At 62.4% G+C, this 16815-nt stretch carries 16 protein-coding genes and 1 pseudogene; 5 read left to right on the forward strand and 12 right to left on the reverse strand.

The annotated features are described in order from the left end of the window. Window positions 1-14 precede the first annotated feature (14 nt). The 3 genes and pseudogenes from L6D80_RS16770 to L6D80_RS16780 all read right to left on the reverse strand — a co-directional run. Window positions 15-710, reverse strand: a pseudogene (locus L6D80_RS16770) (thymidylate synthase); the annotation flags it as partial. Between the two features lie 49 nt (window positions 711-759). Beyond that, window positions 760-1569, reverse strand: coding sequence for a prolipoprotein diacylglyceryl transferase (gene lgt, locus L6D80_RS16775; protein ID WP_054901911.1), 810 nt, complete (start codon window positions 1567-1569; stop codon window positions 760-762). A 16-nt stretch (window positions 1570-1585) separates the two neighbouring features. Further along, complete coding sequence (locus L6D80_RS16780) at window positions 1586-2368, reverse strand: sulfite exporter TauE/SafE family protein (protein ID WP_054901912.1); 783 nt, start codon at window positions 2366-2368, stop codon at window positions 1586-1588. A gap of 130 nt (window positions 2369-2498) precedes the next feature. Between L6D80_RS16780 and L6D80_RS16785 the strand changes: the two genes are divergently transcribed. Continuing rightward, window positions 2499-3245: an NRDE family protein gene (locus tag L6D80_RS16785; RefSeq protein ID WP_176513841.1), complete on the forward strand. Its 747-nt coding sequence runs from the start codon at window positions 2499-2501 to the stop codon at window positions 3243-3245. Window positions 3246-3306: 61 nt separating this feature from the next. Here the strand turns inward: L6D80_RS16785 and ptsP are convergent, their stop codons facing one another. Next, window positions 3307-5586 carry a phosphoenolpyruvate--protein phosphotransferase gene (gene ptsP, locus L6D80_RS16790; RefSeq protein ID WP_054901914.1) on the reverse strand — a complete coding sequence of 760 codons (2280 nt, stop codon included), beginning with the start codon at window positions 5584-5586 and terminating at the stop codon, window positions 3307-3309. A 22-nt stretch (window positions 5587-5608) separates the two neighbouring features. Beyond that, complete coding sequence (locus L6D80_RS16795; protein WP_003249017.1) at window positions 5609-6088, reverse strand: RNA pyrophosphohydrolase; 480 nt, start codon at window positions 6086-6088, stop codon at window positions 5609-5611. Between the two features lie 141 nt (window positions 6089-6229). Between L6D80_RS16795 and L6D80_RS16800 the strand changes: the two genes are divergently transcribed. Next, window positions 6230-6886, forward strand: a complete 657-nt coding sequence (locus L6D80_RS16800; protein ID WP_054901915.1) for a histidinol-phosphatase — start codon at window positions 6230-6232, stop codon at window positions 6884-6886. 104 nt (window positions 6887-6990) lie between these two features. Here the strand turns inward: L6D80_RS16800 and L6D80_RS16805 are convergent, their stop codons facing one another. Both L6D80_RS16805 and ilvA read right to left on the reverse strand, forming a co-directional pair. Continuing rightward, window positions 6991-7416, reverse strand: coding sequence for a DUF2269 domain-containing protein (locus tag L6D80_RS16805; protein ID WP_054901916.1), 426 nt, complete (start codon window positions 7414-7416; stop codon window positions 6991-6993). Window positions 7417-7498: 82 nt separating this feature from the next. Continuing rightward, complete coding sequence (gene ilvA, locus L6D80_RS16810; RefSeq protein ID WP_054901917.1) at window positions 7499-9013, reverse strand: threonine ammonia-lyase, biosynthetic; 1515 nt, start codon at window positions 9011-9013, stop codon at window positions 7499-7501. 134 nt (window positions 9014-9147) lie between these two features. On the opposite strand from ilvA, the gene rpiA reads away from it, so the two are divergent. Continuing rightward, complete coding sequence (gene rpiA, locus L6D80_RS16815; RefSeq protein ID WP_054901918.1) at window positions 9148-9822, forward strand: ribose-5-phosphate isomerase RpiA; 675 nt, start codon at window positions 9148-9150, stop codon at window positions 9820-9822. 105 nt (window positions 9823-9927) lie between these two features. Here rpiA and L6D80_RS16820 read toward each other — a convergent pair whose 3' ends face one another. The 4 genes from L6D80_RS16820 to L6D80_RS16835 form a co-directional block, all read right to left on the reverse strand. After that, on the reverse strand, window positions 9928-10830 hold the full coding sequence (locus L6D80_RS16820; protein WP_176513839.1) for an SdiA-regulated domain-containing protein: 903 nt from the start codon (window positions 10828-10830) through the stop codon (window positions 9928-9930). A gap of 87 nt (window positions 10831-10917) precedes the next feature. Then, the gene (locus tag L6D80_RS16825) at window positions 10918-11841 is read right to left on the reverse strand and encodes an SdiA-regulated domain-containing protein (RefSeq protein ID WP_054901920.1); all 924 of its coding nucleotides are present in this window, start codon (window positions 11839-11841) and stop codon (window positions 10918-10920) included. Between the two features lie 181 nt (window positions 11842-12022). Next, on the reverse strand, window positions 12023-12688 hold the full coding sequence (locus L6D80_RS16830) for a fumarylacetoacetate hydrolase family protein (RefSeq protein ID WP_054901921.1): 666 nt from the start codon (window positions 12686-12688) through the stop codon (window positions 12023-12025). Window positions 12689-12712: 24 nt separating this feature from the next. Continuing rightward, window positions 12713-14110: an FAD-binding oxidoreductase gene (locus L6D80_RS16835; RefSeq protein ID WP_054901922.1), complete on the reverse strand. Its 1398-nt coding sequence runs from the start codon at window positions 14108-14110 to the stop codon at window positions 12713-12715. Window positions 14111-14281: 171 nt separating this feature from the next. Between L6D80_RS16835 and serA the strand changes: the two genes are divergently transcribed. Continuing rightward, a complete protein-coding gene (serA, locus tag L6D80_RS16840; protein ID WP_054901923.1) occupies window positions 14282-15511 on the forward strand; it encodes a phosphoglycerate dehydrogenase in 1230 nt (409 codons plus the stop codon). A gap of 100 nt (window positions 15512-15611) precedes the next feature. On the opposite strand, the gene L6D80_RS16845 is transcribed toward serA, so the two are convergent. Further along, window positions 15612-16088, reverse strand: coding sequence for a DUF4399 domain-containing protein (locus L6D80_RS16845; RefSeq protein ID WP_054901924.1), 477 nt, complete (start codon window positions 16086-16088; stop codon window positions 15612-15614). A 199-nt stretch (window positions 16089-16287) separates the two neighbouring features. Here L6D80_RS16845 and L6D80_RS16850 point away from each other — a divergent pair, with 199 nt between their 5' ends. Next, window positions 16288-16776: a substrate-binding periplasmic protein gene (locus L6D80_RS16850; protein ID WP_176513837.1), complete on the forward strand. Its 489-nt coding sequence runs from the start codon at window positions 16288-16290 to the stop codon at window positions 16774-16776. Window positions 16777-16815 lie beyond the last annotated feature (39 nt).

Raw genomic sequence — 16815 nt, forward strand, 5'->3', positions numbered from 1 at the left:
CCTTACTACGCAGCCATTGCGTAATGTGCGGTTTCGTCGAGGGGGTATAATAGGCCCAGGTCGTTGGAGCGTATGTAGAGGGTCAAGGAAATTTCCCGGGTCTCGACATTCGGGTGGAACTGGTACAGCAGGTGGCACGGCGGCAGCGCCATTTCATCCAGCTGGGCGCAGTTCCAGCCGTGGAACAGGATGCGCCGGCTGCCCGGGTCGTTGGCAATGGTATCCAGGCACTGACGCACCTGGTCGATGGCCTTGTACAGGATGACAAACGCCTGGCCATCCTCTTCATCCTGGGCGATCTTGCGAAACCCCGCTTTTTCAGCCATTTCGATGGCCGCCGGGTTGCTCAGGGCAATGCGCTTGTAGCCCGGCCACTGGCGCCACTGCACGCCGTAGATCTCGCCCAGGTCGTCATGGCCCTGGCGGAACGGGTTGGCCAGCCACTGGGCGTTCTCGTTGGCGTTCTGGTCCCAGACCTTGCAGCCCAGCTCGCGGAACTCGCCGGCGTTTTTCACGCCGCGCAGGAAACCGACCATCTCGCCGATCGCCGACTTGAACGCCAGCCTGCGCGTGGTGATGGCCGGGAAGCCTTTCTGCAGGTCGAAGCGCAGCATGGCACCGGGCAGGCTGATGGTGCGGATGCCGGTGCGGTTTTCCTGCAGGGTGCCGTTTTCGATGACGTCGCGGACCAGGTCCAGATACTGTTTCATGGCTTACCTGTAGCAAGAACGGCAGAGGGATCACCTCTGCCGTCGGGAATCAGATGGCGGGTTTCGCCGTGGGTTTGCGATTATAAGCCCACCAGATCAATCCGAGGCCGGCCAGAATCATCGGGACGCAGAGTATCTGACCCATGGTCAGCCAGCCCCAGGCAATGTAGCCCAACTGGGCGTCTGGTACGCGGACGAACTCGACGATGAAGCGGAAAATGCCGTAGAACAGCGCGAACATGCCCGATACCGCCATGGTCGGGCGTGGTTTGCGCGAGAACAGCCACAGGATGATGAACAGCGCCACGCCTTCCAGGGCGAACTGGTACAGCTGTGACGGGTGGCGCGGCAGTTGGGCCGGGTCGCTGAAGGGCGGGAACACCATCGCCCACGGCACGTCGGTCGGCTTGCCCCACAGCTCGGCATTGATGAAGTTGCCGATACGCCCGGCACCCAGGCCGATCGGTACCAGCGGGGCAACGAAGTCCATCAGTTCGAAGAACGACTTGTTGTTACGCTTGCCGAACCACAATGCCGCCAGCATCACCCCGATGAAGCCGCCATGGAACGACATGCCGCCCTTCCACACCTCGAAGATCAGCGTCGGATTGGCCAGGTAGGCATGCAGGTCGTAGAACAGCACATACCCCAGGCGCCCTCCGACGATGACCCCCATCGACAGCCAGAACACCAAGTCCGAAAGCTTTTCGCGGGACCAGGTAGGGTCGAAACGGTTGAGCCGGCGTGAGGCAAGCAGCCAGGCGCCGCCGATGCCGATCAGGTACATCAGGCCGTACCAGTGGATTTTCAGCGGCCCGAGGGCCACGGCCACGGGGTCTATCTGCGGGTAAGGCAGCATGGATATTCCTCTTGGTTCAAATCAGGAAGCTCAAGCCGACGCAGAACAGCAGCGCGGCGAACAGGCGCTTGAGCAGGCGCGGCGACAGTTTGTGCGCCAGGCGTGCGCCGAAGCGGGCAAAAAACATACTGGTCACGGCAATGCCGACCAGCGCTGGCAGGTACACATAGCCCACGCTATGGGGTGGCAGGTGGTCTTCGTGCCAGCCGAGCCACATGAAGCTCAGCGCGCTGGCCAGTGCGATCGGCAGGCCACAGGCCGAGGAGGTGGCCACCGCCTGCTGCATCGGCAGGCTGCGCCAGGTCAGAAACGGCACGGTCAGCGAGCCACCGCCGATGCCGAAGATGGCCGAAGCCCAACCGATCACCCCACCGGCACCGATCAGCGCGGGTTTGCCAGGTATGCCCCGGCTGGCCTTGGGCCTGAGGTCCAGGGCCATCTGCGCGGCGATGACCAGGGCGAACACGCCGATGATCTTCTGCAGCAGCGGTCCCTGGATCAACGAGGCGGTTTTGGCGCCGATACCTGCGCCAATCAGGATGCCGAGGGTCATCCAGGCAAAGACCGGCCATTGCACCGCGCCTTTACGATGGTGCTCGAGCACGGCGTTGATCGAGGTGAAGACGATGGTAGCCAGTGAGGTGCCGACCGCCAGGTGGGTCAGCACCGACGCGTCGAAGCCCTGCAAGGTGAAGCTGAACACCAGCACGGGCACGATGATGATGCCGCCGCCCACGCCGAACAGCCCGGCCAGCACGCCGGCGCATGCGCCCAACAGCAGATAGAGTGCGAACTCCATTCGTCGTCCCCGAGAAAATCAATCCGGCATGGTAACGGAAGGCGGGCTCAGGGCTCTAGTGAAGTCTGCGACAGGATGGATCGCCGTCGCCACAGTGGGTAGAGTGACGGAAAACACAGAGGCCAGACCTATGTGCCTGATCGTATTCGCTTGGCGGCCGGGGCATGCCCTGCCGCTGATCGTCGCTGCCAACCGCGACGAGTTCTATGCCCGCCCCACGCAGCCGCTGGCTCCGTGGGACGACGCCCCCGGCGTACATGCCGGCCGTGACCTGGAGGCAGGCGGCACCTGGCTTGGCGTGGGGCCGCGAGGGCGCTTCGCCGCACTGACCAACATTCGTGACCCTGGGCAACCGCTGGGGCCTCGCAGCCGCGGTGAACTGGTGGCGGCGTACCTGCACGGTGAATTGGGGGTCGAGGCATACCTGGACCAGGTCGCCAGCCGCAGCGAACAGTATTCGGGGTTCAACCTGCTAGTGGGTGACAGCCAACGGTTGGGCTACCTGCATGCACGCGATGCAGCACCGCGCCTGCTTGAGGCCGGAGTGTACGGGCTTTCCAATGGCGGGCTGGACACGCCGTGGCCCAAGCTGGTCAAGGCGCGCAATGGCCTGAAGAGCCTGCTGGGTTCAGCCGACCCGCAGCGGTTGCTGGCGCTGTTGGCAGATGACGCGCCGGCGCCGGACAGTGAATTGCCCGAAACCGGCGTGGGATTGGCGACTGAAAAGCTGCTGTCGAGCGTGTTCATTGCCAGCCAGAACTACGGGACCCGGGCCAGTACGGTGCTGATTGTGGACGATCAGGGGACAAGGCGGCTGATCGAGCGCAGCTTCGGGCCGTTTGGTGGGCATCTGGGGGAAGTTGAGCTGGTGGTCTGAAAGCCGACGTCGCTGGCCGGGCTTCCGGGCGGGGTTACCCCCAAAGAGGCCTGTGCAGGCCTCAGAGCGTCTTGTTGGCCCCAGGCCCGATCATCCGCGCCAGGCCGAGGTTCTTCAACGCCAGTTGCAACGAGCTGTGGATAACCTGCGGGTTGTCATGGGTCATGGCCTCGGCCAGCAGATCCTTGGCCTTGCTCATGTTGATCTGACGCAGCATCCATTTCACCTTGGGCAGGTTGGTGGCGTTCATGGACAAGCTGTCGAAGCCCATCGCCATCAGCAGGATGGCCGCGGCCGGGTCGCCGGCCATCTCACCGCAGATGCTGACCGGCTTGCCTTCGCCATGGGCGTCGCGCACCACGGTATACAAGGCCTGCAGCACCGCCGGATGCAGGTAGTCGTAGAGGTCGGCGACCCGCGGGTTGTTGCGGTCCACCGCCAGCAGATACTGGGTCAGGTCATTGGAGCCGACCGACAGGAAGTCCACCTGCCGCGCCAGTTCCTTGGTTTGGTAGACCGCCGCAGGGATCTCGACCATCACGCCAACCGGCGGCATCGGCACGTCGGTGCCTTCGTCGCGCACCTCGCCCCAGGCGCGGTGGATCAGGTGCAGCGCCTCCTCCAGCTCGTGAATGCCAGAAATCATCGGCAACAGGATACGCAGGTTGTTCAGCCCCTCGCTGGCCTTGAGCATGGCGCGGGTCTGAACCAGGAAAATCTCCGGGTGGTCGAGTGTCACGCGGATACCACGCCAACCCAGGAACGGGTTCTCTTCCTTGATCGGGAAGTAGGACAACGCCTTGTCACCGCCGATGTCGAGCGTACGCATGGTCACGGGCAGCGGGTGAAAGGCCGCCAACTGCTCGCGGTAGATCGCCAACTGCTCTTTCTCGCTGGGGAAACGCTGGTTGATCATGAAGGGCACTTCGGTGCGGTACAGGCCAACACCTTCGGCGCCACGCTGCTGGGCACGGGCCACATCGGCGAGCAGGCCGGTGTTGACCCACAGTGGCATACGGTGGCCATCGGGGGTGACGCAAGGCAGTTCGCGCAGTGCATCAAGGCCCTGGGCGAGCTGGCGTTCCTCTTCCACCACTTCGCTGTACTGCTTGCGCAGCACTTCGCTGGGGTTGGTGAACACCTCGCCCTTGTAGCCATCGACGATCATTTCGATGCCGTCGACCTTGGAATACGGCAGGTCGACCAGGCCCATCACCGTCGGAATACCCATGGCGCGGGCCAGGATGGCAACGTGGGAGTTGCCCGAACCCAGCACCGAGACCAGCCCCACTAGCTTGCCTTCCGGCACCTCGCCGAGCATGGCCGGGGTCAGCTCCTCGCTGACCAGGATCGTATTGTCGGCGTACACCAGCGATTGCGAACGGGCTTGCTGCAGGTAGGCCAACAGACGCCGGCCCAGGTCCTTGACGTCCGAGGCACGCTCGCGCAGGTAATCGTCGTCCATCAGCTCGAAGCGGTTGACGTGCTCGCCAACCACCTGGCGCAGGGCGCCCTGAGCCCACTGCCCGGTCTTGATGACTTCGGTCACCTCGCCGCCCAGGGCCGCGTCTTCGAGCATCATCAGGTATACGTCGAACAGCGCGCGCTCTTCCGGGCGCAGCTGGGTAGCCAGCTTGGCCGAGAGCTTGCGCATGTCGGCGCGCACACCTTCGAGGGCGTTGTGGAACAACCTGAGTTCGGCGTCGATATCATCGACCGCCTTGTCCGGCACCACCTCGAGGTCGGCCGGTGGCAGCATGACCACGGCCCGCCCGACCGCAGCGCCCGGCGAGCCTGGAACGCCGACGAAGCGCGCTTCCTGGATACCCTTGCCCTGGCGGCCCAGGCCCCGGATCGAGCCGGTCGCCTCGGCATGGGCGATAACCCCGGCAAGCTGGGCGCTCATGGTCACCAGGAAGGCTTCTTCTCCCTCGTCGAACTGGCGGCGTTCCTTTTGCTGAATGACCAGTACGCCCACCACACGGCGGTGGTGGATGATCGGCGCGCCGAGGAATGATGCGAATTTCTCTTCGCCGGTTTCGGCGAAATAGCGATAACGCGGGTGATCGGCAGCGTTTTCCAGGTTGAGCGGTTCTTCCCGGGTACCCACCAGGCCGACCAGGCCCTCGTTGGGGGCCATGCTGACCTTGCCGATGGAACGCTTGTTCAGGCCTTCGGTGGCCATGAGCACGAAACGGTTGGTTTCCGGGTCGAGCAGGTAGACCGAGCAGACCTGGCTGCCCATGGCTTCCTTGACGCGCAAGACGATGATCCCCAACGCCGTCTTGAGATCTTTGGCGGAGTTCACTTCCTGGACGATCTTGCGCAGCGTATTGAGCATGGCTCGGGGTCGAACTCCGTCGTCAGTCGCGCGTCAGCAGACGCGGTGCTAGCTCTTTCAGGGCGCGGCGGTAGACTTCGCGCTTGAATGTCACCACCTGGCCCAGCGGGTACCAATAGCTGACCCAGCGCCAGCCGTCGAATTCGGGCTTGCCGGTCAGGTCCATCCGCACCCGTTGTTCATTGCTCACCAGGCGCAGCAAAAACCACTTCTGCTTCTGGCCGATGCACAGCGGTTGGCTGTGGGTACGTACCAGTCGCTGGGGTAAACGATAACGCAACCAGCCGCGGGTGCAGGCAAGAATTTCCACATCGTCGCGTTCAAGGCCAACTTCTTCGTTCAGCTCGCGGTACAGGGCATCTTCCGGCGTCTCGTCAGGGTTGATACCACCCTGCGGGAATTGCCAGGCATCCTGGTTGATCCGCCGAGCCCATAGCACCTGCCCGGCATCATTCGTAAGAATGATCCCGACATTGGGGCGAAAACCATCCGGGTCGATCACGGCAGCAACCTCGCAAACGCATGTCACCGCATTGTTCCACAAAGCCTGCGAGCGCAGCAACGCGCCTGCCAAGCTTATGTGCAGCAAGCTGAAAACTACGTATTCTGCGGGCCTACCCTGTAGCTGATGCGAGTGACCGCAATGCGCCTGGCTTTATTCGACCTGGACAATACCCTCCTCGGTGGCGACAGCGACCATGCCTGGGGTGACTACCTGTGCGAGCGGGGCATCCTTGACCCTGTCGCCTACAAGCAACGCAACGATGCCTTCTATCAGGACTACCTGAACGGCACCTTAGACCTGCAGGCCTACCTGGCCTTTTCCATGGAGATCTTCGCAGCCACCGAGCCTGCACAGCTCGACCAGTGGCACCGCGAGTTCATGCGTGACTGCATCGAACCGATGATCCTGCCCAAGGCCCTGGCCTTGCTCCAGCAGCACCGGGAAGCGGGTGACCAGTTGGTGATCATCACCGCCACCAACCGCTTCGTTACTGCGCCGATTGCCCGCCGCCTGGGTGTGCGCACCCTGCTGGCGACCGAGTGCGAAATGCGCGAGGGCCGTTACACCGGCCGCAGTACCGATATACCGTGTTTCCGTGAAGGCAAGGTGACGAGGCTGGAGCGGTGGATGCTGGAGAACGGGTTCGATCTGCAAGACAGCTACTTCTATAGCGACTCGATGAATGACCTGCCGTTGCTTCAGCGGGTTGCGCACGCGGTGGCGGTGGACCCGGACCCTAACCTGCAGGCCGAAGCGCAGCGGCGCGGTTGGCCGGTGATTTCGCTGAGGGATTGACATCGCTTGGCCCCAGCGTCGCCAAGCCAGTCGCCACCCAGAGGGCTGCACAGCCCTGTGGGCGCCGGCTTGGCAGTGCTGGGCTGCAGCGCACCCCACGTCACCTAGACCGGCTTGGCGCCCATCAAGCCGGCAATGGACAGAAAGCAAACCCCGCTGAACACCGCCAGCGCCAAGGTAAAGCGCAAGCCCACCACCTCGGCCTTGCGCAAACGGTTCAGCCGCACCAGCAGCCACCACACCGCGAACGCGCCAAGCGTGTAGATGACGCTGGAGGCCAATACCCAGGTCTGCCCCAGCGGCCAGCCAATCAGGTGCACCAGCCACCAGCCGGTAAACGGCATGCTCAGCAGGCACACGCCCATCACCAGCCAGATGAATAGCAAAGGCCGGCGCAGCAACTTGCGATAGGCATCGGCGTCACCTTGCCTGCGGGCGCGCACGGTCCAGATCGCCAAACCCAGCGCGCCTAGCAGCAACAGCACGGTGGCGAGGATGTGCAGGGTCTTGAGCGTGGTCAGATGTTCCATCGATCTTGTCCTTCAGCAAACCATTCGCGTCGGCTCATTCGCGGGCGACCCCGCGAAGCGCCATCCACCCTAGCGTAGCCGCTCAGCCCAGGAACAGCCGATAGGCCGGGTTGTCGGTTTCGTCCCAGTACGGGTAGCCGATCTTCGCCAACGCGGCCGGCACCAGGTGCCGCTCGTCCTCCGGCACCTGCAGCCCTGCCACCACGCGCCCATCGGCCGCGCCGTGGTTGCGGTAATGGAACATCGAGATATTCCAGCGCCCACCCAGCTTGTTGAGGAAGTTGAACAAGGCGCCTGGCCGCTCGGGGAATTCGAAGCGCAGCACGATCTCATCGCTGGCACCGGCTGAGTGGCCGCCGACCATATGGCGGATGTGCAGCTTGGCAAGCTCGTTGTCGGTCAGGTCGGTGACAGGGAACCCCTGCTCGGTCAGTTGCTGCACCAGCGCAGCCCGCGGGTCGTTCTCTGGGTGGGTCTGCACGCCGACGAAGATGTGGGCCTCGGCGGAGGTGTGCTTGCGGTAGTTGAATTCGGTGATCTGGCGCTTGCCGATGGCCTCGCAGAAGGCCTTGAAGCTACCGGGGCGCTCAGGGATGGTCACGGCGATGATCGCTTCACGCTTCTCACCCAGCTCGGCCCGCTCGGCCACGTGGCGCAGGCGGTCGAAGTTGACGTTGGCACCCGAGTCGATGGCCACGAGCGTCTGGCCGGTCACACCCTTGAGTTCGACGTACTTCTTGATGCCGGCAACGCCCAGGGCGCCAGCAGGTTCGGTGATCGAGCGGGTATCGTCGTAGATATCCTTGATTGCTGCGCAGATTTCATCGGTGCTGACTGTTACCACCTCATCCACATAGTGCCGGCAGATGTCGAAGGTGTGCTGGCCAATCTGCGCAACGGCCACGCCATCGGCAAACAGCCCGACCTGCGGCAACACCACACGCTCACCTGCGGCCATGGCGGCCTGCAGGCAGTTGGAATCATCCGGCTCGACGCCAATGACCTTGATTTCCGGACGCAGGTATTTCACGTAGGCGGCAATGCCGGCGATCAGGCCACCGCCACCCACCGGCACGAAGATCGCGTCCAGCTGGCCTGGGTGCTGGCGCAGGATTTCCATGGCCACGGTGCCCTGGCCGGCGATGGTGTGCGGGTCGTCATACGGGTGGACATAAACGAAGCCCTTCTCGTCGACCAGCTTCAACGAGTAAGCCAGCGCTTCGGGGAACGAATCGCCATGCAGGACCACTTTGCCCCCCCGTGAGCGCACGCCTTCGACTTTGATTTCCGGGGTGGTCTTGGGCATCACGATGGTTGCCTTGATGCCCATTTCCCGCGCGGCCAGCGCCAGGCCCTGGGCATGGTTGCCGGCCGAGGCGGTGACGACGCCGCGCGCCAGCTCTTGCGGGCTCAGTTGCGCCAGCTTGTTGTACGCGCCACGGATCTTGAAGGAGAACACCGGCTGCAGGTCTTCGCGCTTGAGCAACACCTGATTGCCCAGGCGCTTGCTCAGTTGCCCGGCGCTTTGCAGTGGGGTTTCGACAGCGACGTCGTAGACGCGCGAGGTGAGGATCTTCTTGACGTACTGTTCGAGCATCGGGAAAGCATCACTGGCCGCGGGACAAGGGCTGCGAGTCTACCCCAGCGCTACGTCGGGCGACCACAGCAAAGCCGCCCGAGCCGTTATACTAGGCTCCTTTGACTATCGCCCTGCCCCTTTCCGGAGCCCGCATGACCCAGGACCAACTCAAACAGGCCGTCGCCCAGGCCGCTGTCGACTTCATTCTGCCCAAGCTGGATGAAAAGAGCGTCGTCGGCGTCGGTACCGGTTCGACCGCCAACTTCTTCATTGACGCCCTGGCCCAGCACAAGACCGCCTTCGACGGCGCGGTCGCCAGCTCCGAGGCCACTGCCCAGCGTCTGAAGGGCCACGGCATCCCGGTCTACGAGCTGAACAGCGTCAGCGAGCTGGAATTCTACGTCGACGGTGCTGACGAAAGCGACGCGCACCTGAATCTGATCAAAGGCGGCGGCGCGGCCCTGACCCGCGAGAAGATCGTCGCGGCCGTGGCCAAGACTTTCATCTGCATCGCCGACGCCAGCAAGCTGGTACCGGTGCTGGGCGCCTTCCCGTTGCCGGTCGAGGTGATCCCGATGGCCCGTAGCCATGTGGCGCGTCAACTGGTCAAGCTGGGCGGCGATCCGGTTTACCGTGAAGGGGTGGTGACCGACAACGGCAACGTAATCTTGGACGTGTACAACCTGCAGATCACCAACCCGGTGGAGCTGGAAGCGCAGATCAATGCGATCGTCGGCGTGGTGACCAATGGCCTGTTTGCGGCGCGGCCCGCGGACCTGCTGCTGCTAGGCACCTCGGACGGCGTGAAGAGCCTCAAGGCCGAGTGACGCCATTCGCGAGCGATTCCGCTCCCACAAGCGCTGCCCCCTTTTCAGCCCCAGGGGTGTAACTGTGGGTGCGGGCTCGCCCTGCGAAGCGGCCCTCACACTCCGTCAATCAGCCGGCTGCTTGAACACATAAAACAGGTTCGGCTCGCTGACCAGATAAATGGTCCCCGCCTCATCCATCGCGATCCCCTCAGCCTGCGGCACTGTCGCCTTCAACCCCTGAAACCCCTTGCGCAACGACAAGGTACTCAGCGGCCTGCCCTTCACATCCAGCTCCAGCACCAACCGCGATTCATCCGATAACGCCAGCAGATGCCCACTGCGCTCATCGAACTGCAGGCTCGACAGGTCACGCACGAACAACCGCGCATCACGCTTGCGGTCCTGCACTACGTGCACCGCGTAGGGCTGGCCAGGGTTTTCATGGGGGAAGCCATGCACCTCGTAGATCAACATCGGGTCGCGCTCCTTGGCCACGAACAGGCGCTTGCCCGCCGAGTCGTAGGCCAGACCTTCGAAACCTTTGTTGCCGTTCAGGCCGATGCCCAGGGTCAACTGCTCGGCATCACCGGCATCGAGGAACGGCGTATCGTCTTCCAGGTGCACCCGGATCAGACGCTGCTGACGCTCATCGGTGATCACATAGCTGTTGGGGCCAACGTACTCCACGGCTTCCGGGTCACCGAACCCCGTCAGGGGTATGCGCCGCAGGATGCGCCCGTCCAGTGACAGCTCGATCAGCTCCGAGCGGGCATTGGTGACCGTGAAGAGGGTCTTGCGGTCGGGGTCGTAGGTGAGGGCCGAAATATCGTCATCCAGCCCCGTCACGGGCTGCGCCTCGACCACTACCCGATAACGGTCCAGGCCGATGCTCTGTTCTGCCGGCTGCCACCAGCGCTTGAGGTTGAACCAGCCGCGCTCGAACAGGCGGAACTCCTGACCGAACAGGCCCAGCACCAGCAACCCGGCCAGGGCCAGAAGCAGTGGCAGACGAACAAAACGACGCATGACGGAAGACTCGACGTGAGGAGGGCGAATCTAACCACGACTGACTGAAATGAAGCTTAATGCCAGCGTCCGAACAACCTGATAGTGCTACGGATTCTTCTTGAAACGATAGAACAGCGCAGGCTCGCTGACCATGTACAGGTTGCCCTGGTCATCCATGGTCACTCCCTCGGCGCGCGGAATAGTGCTTTTCAGGCCATTGAAGCCACCCAGCAACGTCATGAAGCTGACCTGCTGCCCTTGTTCGTCCAGCTCCAGCAACAGGTTGGAGTCCGCCGACAGCACCAGCAGGTGGCCGGTACGCGGGTCGACGCTCAATGCCGAGAGGTTGCGCAGGTCGAGTTCGTCATTGGCCAACGCCTGCTTGCCACCCGTGAGCGGGGCGCGGCCATCGGTGTTCCAGGTGTACAGCTTCGGCGGGCGCTCTTCGCCAATCACCAGGCGCTGGCGCATGGGGTCCCAGGCGATGGCCTCGAAGCCTTTGTTGCTCTTCACCGACTGCCCCAAGTCGTGGCTGACGAAGTCCGCATGGTTCAGCGACCGGGTATGCGCATCCACCTTGACCACGGTCAGGTCGTGCAGGCGCTCATCGGTGATGGCCAGTTGGCCATCCTCCAGCACGGCTACGCCCTCGGGGTTGTTCCAGCCCACGAGGGGGATCTGCCTCAGCACATCGCCATCAAGGCTCAGTTCGACCAGGAAAGGGTTCTTGCCCATGACGACGAACAATGTACGGGTCTGCGGGTTGAACGCTACGTCCGAGGCTTCGTCATCGGCCATGCCCGGCAGCGGCTTGGCATCGATATCGACTTGATAGTCCGGTAGCCACACGCTCTCGCTACGCTCGGCGCTGCTTTCAAAGCCTTCCTTTATCCACAGCAGGCCACGGTCATCCCAGTGCATGGCCACCGCCACGCCATAACCGATCACCGCCGCCACGGCGAGGCCGAAGGGCCAACGCAGGTAGAAGCGGCGCTTGGGTGATGCTGGGACGGTGGAAGGAGATGGCATGCAGGAGGTTCCCGAGGAAATTGCTGAGACTCGCGCATTATCCGGATGGGTTGTGAAAAAACAGTAAAGCGCTCAAGCGCTTCGCGGGTAAATCCGTCCCACAGGTACCACGGTGCCTTCAAGCGCAGCGCAGTATCGGGGCGAGCGAATTTACCCGCGTTGCGGGCGACGCGGTCTCAGCTCAGAGTACGCGGCTTTCGAAGCGGCTCGCGCCGGGCAGTTCCAGTACCAGCTCATCGCCCACGGTGAACGGGCCAACGCCGGCAGGGGTGCCGGTGAGGATCACATCGCCCGCCTGCAGCGAGAAATGCGCTGCAATGTACTGAATCATCGGCACGATCGGGTTCAGCATCATCGCGCTGTTGCCGTCCTGGCGCACTTGGCCGTTGACCGTCAGGCGCACCGGTATGTCGGTCACGTCTTCGAAGCTGGCAGGCGACACGAACGGCGGCAATACGCAGGCACCGTCAAAGCACTTGGCCAGCTCCCACGGCAGGCCCTTCTCTTTCAGCTTGGCCTGCACGTCGCGCAGGGTCAGGTCCAGCGCCGGGGCATAACCGGAAATGGCATCGAGCACCTCTTCCTCGCTCGGATGGGTCGACAGCGGCTTGCCCAGCAGCACGGCAATCTCGGCCTCATAGTGCACCGAACCACGCTCGACCGGGATCTTGAAGCCGCCTTCGGCCGGCACCACGCAACTGCCCGGCTTGATGAACAGCAGCGGCTCGCTGGGAATGGGGTTGTTCAGTTCCTTGGCATGCTCGGCATAGTTACGGCCAATGCACACCACCTTGCCCAACGGGTAGTGGATACGCGTGCCGTCTACGTACTGGTGCTGGTAACTCATGGCCGACTCCTCTGATCACTGCTTTTATTCAGGAGCGAAGATCTTACCCGGATTCATGATGCCGTTAGGGTCGAAGACGGCCTTAATTGCCTTCATGCAGGCAATTTCATCTGCCGAGCGGCTGTAACCCAGGTAGTCGCGCTTGGTCATGCCCACGCCGTGCTCGGCTGAGATCGAGCCGTTGTAGCGCTGGACGATCTCGAACACCCATTTGTTGACCTTGGCGCACGAGGCAAAGAAATCATCCTTGCTCATGTGATCGGGCTTGAGGATGTTCAGGTGCAGGTTGCCGTCGCCGATGTGGCCGTACCAGACCACTTCGTAGTCCGGGTAGTGCGTGTTCACGATGGCGTCGATGTCGCGCAGGAACGCCGGCACCTTGGAAACAGTGACGGAGATGTCATTCTTGTAAGGCGTCCAGTGGGAAATGGTTTCCGACAGGTACTCACGCAGCTTCCACAGGTTTTTCAGCTGGGTTTCGCTCTGGCTCATCACCCCGTCCAGCACCCAGCCCTGTTCGACACAGTGCTCGAAGGTGGCCAACGCTTCATTGGCCACCGCCTCGGTACTGGCCTCGAACTCCAGCAAGGCATAGAACGGGCAGTCGGTAGCGAAGGGCGAGGGCACGTCGCCTCGGGCCATGATCTTGGCCAGGCCCTTGTCGGAGAAGAACTCGAATGCAGTCAGGTCGAGCTTGCCCTGAAACGCATGCAGCACCGGCATGATCGAATCGAAATCCGGCGTGCCCAACACCATTGCAGTGAGGTTGCGCGGGGCACGGTCCAGGCGCATGGTCGCTTCGACCACGAAGCCCAGGGTGCCTTCGGCCCCAATGAACAACTGGCGCAGGTCGTAGCCGGTGGCGTTCTTGATCAGGTCTTTATTGAGCTCGAGCAGCTCGCCTTTACCGGTGACCACCTTCAGGCCGGCCACCCAGTTGCGGGTCATGCCGTAGCGAATCACCTTGATGCCCCCGGCATTGGTGCCGATGTTGCCGCCAATCTGACTGGAGCCGCTGGAGGCGAAATCCACGGGGTAATACAGCCCCTGCTCTTCGGCGAACGTCTGCAACTGGCGCGTGATGACGCCGGGCTGGCAGACCACGGTGCGGTCGAAGGCATTGAAGCCAAGAATCTGGTTCATGTAGTCAAAGGCCACGACCACCTCGCCGTTGGCCGCCACGGCACCCGCGGACAGCCCGGTACGGCCCCCGGAAGGCACCAGCGCAACCTGATGGCGATTGGCCCACCCCACGATGGCCTGCACCTGCTCGATGCTCCTGGGGAACACAATGGCGGTGGGCGCCGGCGGATAGTGCTTGGTCCAGTCCTTGCCATAGGCCTCCAGGGAAGCCGCGTCAGTCAGGACCTTGCCAGGGTCGACCAACGTCATCAGTTCATCAATTACCGCGGGGTGGGTCATCGCTGGAACTCTCGACTTATTCATAGTCACCCTGAGCACTCTTCACCTGTCGGGATAAGCTCAGATTGTGTCGCGTATGCTAGCATAGCGCTCCCGCTGTTCATGCTAAGGCCGACGCCGCGCCTAGCATCACTCCTCGCCATTTTTTCTCCGGGATACAGGTTTACGCAGATGAGCAAGACTTCTCTCGACAAGAGCAAGATCAGGTTCCTTCTTCTTGAAGGTGTGCACCAGAATGCGGTCGATACCCTCAAGGCCGCTGGGTACACCAACATCGAGTACCTCACTGGCTCACTGCCGGAAGCAGAACTCAAGGAAAAGATCGCTGATGCCCACTTCATCGGCATCCGTTCGCGTACCCAACTGACCGAAGAGATCTTCGACTGCGCCAAGAAACTGGTCGCCGTCGGCTGCTTCTGCATCGGCACCAACCAGGTCGACCTCGAAGCGGCCCGCGAGCGCGGCATCGCGGTGTTCAACGCGCCGTACTCCAACACCCGTTCGGTCGCCGAGCTGGTACTGGCCGAGGCCATCCTGCTACTGCGCGGCATCCCCGAGAAAAACGCCTCCTGCCACCGTGGCGGCTGGATCAAGAGCGCGGCCAACTCCTTCGAGATCCGTGGCAAGAAGCTGGGCATCGTCGGCTACGGCTCGATCGGTACCCAACTGTCGGTCCTGGCCGAGAGCCTGGGCATGCAGGTGTACTTCTTCGACCCGCTGACCAAGCTGCCACTGGGCAATGCCGTGCAGGTCACCAGCCTGAACGAACTGCTGGGCCTGGCCGACATCGTCTCGCTGCACGTCCCTGAGCTGCCGTCCACCCAGTGGATGATCGGCGAGAAGGAAATCCGTGCGATGAAGAAAGGCGCGATCCTGATCAACGCTGCCCGTGGCACCGTCGTCGAACTGGACCACCTGGCCGCTGCGATCAAGGACAAGCACCTGATCGGCGCCGCCATCGACGTATTCCCCGTCGAGCCGCGCTCCAACGACGAAGAGTTCGAAAGCCCGCTGCGCGGCCTGGACAACGTGATCCTGACCCCGCACATCGGCGGTTCCACCGCCGAAGCCCAGGCCAACATCGGCCTGGAAGTGGCCGAGAAGCTGGTCAAGTACAGCGACAACGGTACCTCGGTGTCGTCGGTCAACTTCCCGGAAGTCGCCCTGCCGGCACACCCGGGCAAGCACCGCCTGCTGCACATCCACGAAAACATTCCGGGCGTGCTCAGCGAGATCAACAAGGTCTTCGCCGAAAACGGTATCAACATCTCGGGCCAGTTCCTGCAGACCAACGAGAAAGTCGGCTACGTGGTCATCGACGTCGATGCCGAGTACTCCGACCTGGCGCAAGAGAAGCTGCAGCACGTCAAGGGCACCATCCGCTCGCGCGTACTGTTCTGAGCGTGATCGCTGAATGAAAAGGGAGGCCCTGGTGGCCTCCCTTTTCGTTTGCCAACTCCAAAGGTGGATCTTCGCAGGCAACCTGCGAAGCAACCGAGCCCTATTTCACCTCAACGGTGATCTTCTTCGATTCAACGCTCGGCTTGAACGGCACGTGGTACTGGTCGCCCAGCACCAGCTGCAAAGTATGCTTGCCCGGCGTCAGGGTCAGGGTGGCTTCGGTCTGTGCCTTGCCGAAGTGCAGGACTTGCGGGCCGGCAGGCAGCGGTGCGTTGTTCTCTGGCATCAGGCTGGTGGGCAGCGGCTGGTCGGCAACAGGCTCTTGATCCACATCCACCAGCAGGTGGTGATGGCCTGTGTGCGGGGTCTGGTCGCCGGCGGGCTTGAGCGCCATGCCCTCGATACCGAACTTGACGGTGAAGGTCTTGTCGACCGTGGCACCGTCGGCGGGGGAAACGATGAAGACCTTGGCATCCTTGGGCGGCTGCTGGCTCTTGAGGGCATCCGCAGCACTGGCCAGCACCGACGCTCCCATCAGCACACCGGCAATGGCAGCACGCGAAAATAGGCTATTCATTCACTTCTCCTGTGATTCACTTAAAGACCGCAACCGGTAAACGAACGGCGGCGGTACTTCACCATAGCCCACAAAGAGAAATATTTCAGTTAGGGTTAAACCTCGCCAAGGCTTGAAGGTCATAGGCTGCGCCCGACCGTGACGAAGGAACAAAGTCGCGGCGGAAGTTATTCATTTGCCAAAGAAAAAGGGGCATCACATGCGTTCGACCATAGGCGTACTGCTGGCAGTACTGATCACTCCATTGGCTCAAGCCGAGCTGATAGACGAAATCGCCGACCGGGGCGAACTGCGCATTGCCGTTCAGGCCGACAACTCACCGTACGCCTTCAAGGAAAACGACCATCTGACCGGGTTCGAAATTGAGTTCGGCCAGGAACTGGCCAAGGAGTTGGACCTGCGTGCCGAATTCATCGAAACAGCGGCCGCAGACGCGCTGCCAGGCGTACAGAGCGGCACCTACGACATCACCCTGACCCCTGCGGACGACGCGCCGAAGGCTGATACGCCGTTCGATCTCAGCCAGCCGTTCGGTGAGAAGAAACTGGTGATCCCGTTCCAGAAGGGCAACCCGGCGTTCGAAAGCGCAGTGAACAATGCGCTGCAACGGCTCAAGGACAGCGGGCGCACCGCTGAACTTGAGCAAAAGTGGTTCAGAGGCGCGCAGGAGACGGCTGCCGAGCAGTAGTACCGATTGGCGCGCTTTGCGGGTTAGCGGTGGGGCCGG

Source organism: Pseudomonas ceruminis, assembly GCF_021602025.1.
GTDB classification, from domain to species: Bacteria; Pseudomonadota; Gammaproteobacteria; order Pseudomonadales; family Pseudomonadaceae; genus Aquipseudomonas; species Aquipseudomonas ceruminis.